The sequence below is a fragment of the Streptomyces pathocidini genome (assembly GCF_001418495.1).
Classification (GTDB): Bacteria; Actinomycetota; Actinomycetes; order Streptomycetales; family Streptomycetaceae; genus Streptomyces; species Streptomyces pathocidini.
On sequence record NZ_LIQY01000264.1, the window covers coordinates 1 to 4,582 of the forward strand.

Genomic DNA, 4,582 nt, shown 5'->3' on the forward strand with positions numbered 1-4,582 from the left:
TCGTCACCTCCCAGGTCATCTGGAAGGACTGCGGCTACGGGATGATCATGTTCCTCGCCGCGATGGCCGCCATCAACGTCGGACTGTACGAGTCCGCGGCGATGGACGGCGCCGGGTGGCTGCGCCGCATCTGGCACGTCACCCTGCCGGGCATCCGGCCGGTCATCGTCATGCTGCTGATCCTGCGGCTCGGCGACATCCTCACCGTCGGCTTCGAGCAGATGCCGTCGGGCCCGACGCCTCCGAAGTCATGGACACCTACGTCTACTTCCACGGCGTCGTCGACGGCGACTGGGGCATCAGCACCGCGGCCGGCCTGATGAAGGGCGTGATCGGGTTCGCCCTGATCCTCGCCGCCAACAAGCTGGCCCACCGCTTCGGGGAGCAGGGGGTTTACCGATGAGCGCGTCCCGTATGTCCAGCACCTCCAACCGCAGGTCCGGCATCTCCCACCGGATGTCAGGCATTTCCAACCGGCGCATGCCCGGCGCGGACGGGCCCGCGCCCGTGGCCGACCCCCGCAAGCCCGACCGCCGCAAGCCCGCCCGCACTTCCGGGCGTCCGCCCTGGATGGAGCGCCCCTCCCCGCTCGGCCGGGGCGGCAAGGCGCTCGTCATCGCCGTCATCGCGGTCGTCGTCACGTACCCGTTCCTGCTCGCGCTCGGCACCAGCCTGGCCACACAGGAGGAGCTGTCCGCCAACGGCGGGTACGTCCTCCTCCCCGATCACCCCACCCTGGAGGCGTACCGGGTGGTCCTCGCCGGAGGCGTCGTCACCCAGGCCGCGCTGGTGAGCGTCGGCATCACGGTCGCGGGTACGGCGCTCAGCCTGCTGTGCACGGTCACGCTTGCCTACGGCCTGTCCCGCCCTGGCACGGTCGCGGCGAAGCCGCTGCTGCTGGTGGTGCTGGGAACGTTCCTGTTCACGCCGGGCCTCATCCCCCTGTATCTGACGGTCGACGCGTTCGGCATGCTCGACACGTACGCGTCGCTGATCGTGCCGGTGCTGGTCAACGCGTTCAACGTGGTCGTCGTGCGGGCGTTCTTCCAGTCCATCCCGGAAGAGCTGTACGAGGCCGCGAAGCTGGACGGTGCGGGCGACTTTGCGGTGCTGCGGCGCATCGTGCTGCCGCTGTCCAAGGCGGTGATCGCGGTGGTCGGCCTGTTCTACGCGGTCATGTACTGGAACACCTTCTTCAACGCGGTGCTGTTCCTCAACGACAACTCCAAGCTCCCGCTCCAGGTGATCCTGCGGACGTACGTCGTCCAGGGCGAGGCGCTCAACGCCAAGGCGCTCGGCGTCTCGGTCCTGCCGCCCTCCACCGCCCTCCAGATGGCCGTGCTGATCCTGGCGGTCGTGCCGATCTTCTGCGTCTTCCCCTTCCTCCAGAAGTACTTCGTCAAGGGCGTCCTGACCGGCGCCGTCAAAGCCTGAAGCCGAAAGTCTGAAGCCGAAACCCGAGGCCGAAAGCCGAAACCCGAAGCCGAAGCCTGAGGCCCGAAGCCGAACAGGCCGTCCCGGTCGCCCGAGCAACGAAGGAGCACCATGTCCTCCAAGAACCTCAACCGCCGCGGCTTCATAGGGGCCGCGGGCGCGGCGGGCCTGGCCGTCGCCAGTACGGGCGCCCTGACGGGCTGCTCCGACTCCGGCGCGGCCCCGGGCCACGGGGCCGAGGCATCGGCCGAGCTGAAGCTGCCGACCTACGCGCCCGCGAAGGTCGCGCCCCCGGACCTGCCCGGCGACGCCGCCAAGGGCGTCGACCCCGGCTACCTGCGGTATCCCAAGGAACTGGTGAAGTCCGTACCCACCCCGCCCGGGGACGGCAAGCCGATCACGGCGCTCACGGAGACCTTCACCACGCCCCCGCCCGGCATGGCCGGCAACGCGTACTGGCAGGAGCTCAACAAGCGCTTGGGCTCCGAGTTCAAGATGACTGTGGTCGTCGACGACGCCCAGTCCACCGCGTACCGGGCCAAGTTCAACGCCATCGTGGCCAGCGGCGACATCCCCGACATCGTCTGGATCCCGCCGAACCAGGGCCTCCAGCAGATCCCGGGCCTGGTCGCGGCCAAGTTCGCCGACCTGACTCCGCTCCTGTCGGGCGACGCGGTGAAGAAGTTCCCGAACCTCGCCAACTTCCCGGAAGCGGCCTGGAAGAGCGGGGTCATCGACGGCAAGATCGTCGGCATTCCCTTCCCCAACCCCCGGATCCGGCAGCTGTACCTCGCCAACCCGGAGTTCTGGAAGCCCGTCGGCGGCCTGGAGTTCGACAGCGCCGAGGACTTCCTCGCCAAGGGCAGGGAACTGCTCGACACCAAGCGCAAGAAGTACGTGCTGGAGCCGGCGTACGTGAACCATGTGGCGCGGTTCAACGAGTGGTACGGGGGCCACAACACCTGGGGCCTGCGCGACGGCAAGCTGGTCCACATGTTCGAGAGCGACGAGTACTTCGCCGCCATCGAGTTCGCGCTCAAGTGCCGGCGCGCCCAGCTCTTCTGGCCGGACCTGAACATCCCCATGACCACCACGCTGGAGAAGATCCAGGGCGGCTACCTCGGCGCCTATGTCAACTCCTTCACCGGACTGCTCAGCGACGCGAAGCAGTACGATTTCCCGATGGAGACGATCAGGCCGTTCGCCGCCGAAGCAGGCGCGAAGCCGAACGTCGGCCTCACCTGGATCAGCTCCTTCACGGCCATCAACGGGAGCGCGGGCAAGAAGCGCGTCGAGATGCTGCTGAACGTGCTCAACTACCTTGCCGCGCCGTTCGGAACCGAGGAGCGGCTCTTCCTCGACAACGGCGTCGAGGACGTCCACTACACGCGGACCAGGACCGGCGACACCAAGTTCACCACCAAGGGCAACGCGGTGGCGCTGACCACCTCCCAGCCGCTGGCCACCATGACCACCGCGCCGCCGTACCTCTACATCCCCGGCGAACCCGACATGACCCGGAACATCCACGGCTGGGAGACCGAACTGCTCGAGATCGGCCAGGCGAACCCCACGGAGGGCCACTTCTCCGACACCTTCTCCAACAAGGGCAGTTCGCTCACCACCGACGTGTACGACAGGGTCATGGACATCGTCGCGGGCCGCATGCCGCTGTCGGAGTACCAGGACGTGGTCAAGAAGTTCCGCCGCAACGGCGGGGACAAGATGCGCGGCGAGTACGAGGAGTCCCTGTCCAAGTCGAAGCCGAAGTCGAAGTGAGCCGGGGCGAGCTGGGGCAAGTTGGGGCGAACTGGGGTAGCCGGGCCCCCGGCCAGTGCAGCTGTGGCCGGCCCACCCGGCCGGGCCGGCCCTGGTGGGCCAAGTGACGGGGCGAGTCAAGTGAGGGGAACCATGGAGGACTTGCGCATCGGAGTCGTAGGGCTCGGGCTGCGCCGCAGTGTGGCCGCCGCCGTGCACCGTCCCGGGAAGGGCGCGGTCGTGGCGGCGGTCGCCGACCTCGACCCCGAGGTGCGGCGGTGCGAGGGGGAGGCCTTCGACGCGTACGCGGTCGAGGACTACCGCCGCTTGCTGGACGACGACAAGCTCGACGCCGTCGTCATCGCCACCCCCGACGACACCCACGAGGCCATCGCCTGCGACGCATTGCGCGCGGGCAAGGCCGTCTTCGTCGAGAAGCCGCTCGGCATCACGGTGGAGAGCTGCGACACGATCCTGCGCACCGCGTACGAGACCGGCACCCGCCTCTACGTCGGCCACAACATGCGGCACATGGGCGTCGTCCGGCTGATGCGGGACATCATCGCGCGGGGCGACATCGGCGAGCCCAAGACCGTATGGGTCCGGCACTTCGTCGGCTACGGCGGCGACTACTACTTCAAGGACTGGCACGCCGACCGCACCCGCACCACCGGCCTGCTGCTCCAGAAGGCCGCGCACGACATCGACGTCGTCCACTGGCTGGCCGGGGGCTACGCGCAGCGCGTCAACGCGCTCGGCGACCTGATGGTCCACGGCGACCTGCCGCGCCGCGAGCCGGACACCCCGCGCCCGGCCAACTGGCTGAAGGAGTACGAGTGGCCGCCCACGGCCCGCCGCGACCTGCACCACGTGGTGGACGTCGAGGACGTGTCGGTGCTGAACATGCAGCTCGACAACGGGGTCATCGCGGCCTACCAGCAGTGCCACTTCACGCCCGACTACTGGCGCAACTACACGGTCATCGGGACCGAGGGCCGGCTGGAGAACTTCGGCGACGGGCCGGGCGATGTCATCAAGGTCTGGAACACCGGTCCGAGCGGCTACCGCGCCGAGCCGGACATCACGTACCGCGTCCCCGACGCGGCGGGCTCGCACGGGGGTGGGGACCAGCGGATCATGACCGAGTTCCTGCGGTTCGCCCGCGAGGGCGGGGCCACGGACACCTCGCCGGTCGCGGCGCGGATGAGCGTGGCGGCGGGCGTGATGGCCACACGCTCGCTGCGCGAGGGCGGCACGCCGTACGACGTCCCGCCGCTGGCCCGCGAGCTGATCGCGTACTTCGACGGGGGGCAGGTGGCAGGCTGACAGCTGAGGCTCGTTGTTTTCCTTCATGCCGTTAATACACCGCTCGACCGCACGGGGTTCCCGC

3 protein-coding genes and 1 pseudogene are annotated in these 4,582 nt (G+C 68.8%); all 4 read left to right on the forward strand.

The annotated features are described in order from the left end of the window. Positions 1–403 (forward strand): annotated as a pseudogene (locus tag AOK16_RS14300) (ABC transporter permease subunit); the annotation flags it as partial. 167 nt (positions 404–570) lie between these two features. Next, positions 571–1,434 carry a carbohydrate ABC transporter permease gene (locus tag AOK16_RS14305; RefSeq protein ID WP_055472650.1) on the forward strand — a complete coding sequence of 288 codons (864 nt, stop codon included), beginning with the start codon at positions 571–573 and terminating at the stop codon, positions 1,432–1,434. Between the two features lie 111 nt (positions 1,435–1,545). Further along, positions 1,546–3,213, forward strand: coding sequence for an extracellular solute-binding protein (locus AOK16_RS14310; protein WP_055472648.1), 1,668 nt, complete (start codon positions 1,546–1,548; stop codon positions 3,211–3,213). A gap of 132 nt (positions 3,214–3,345) precedes the next feature. After that, positions 3,346–4,518: a Gfo/Idh/MocA family protein gene (locus AOK16_RS14315; RefSeq protein ID WP_055472649.1), complete on the forward strand. Its 1,173-nt coding sequence runs from the start codon at positions 3,346–3,348 to the stop codon at positions 4,516–4,518. Positions 4,519–4,582: the final 64 nt, after the last annotated feature.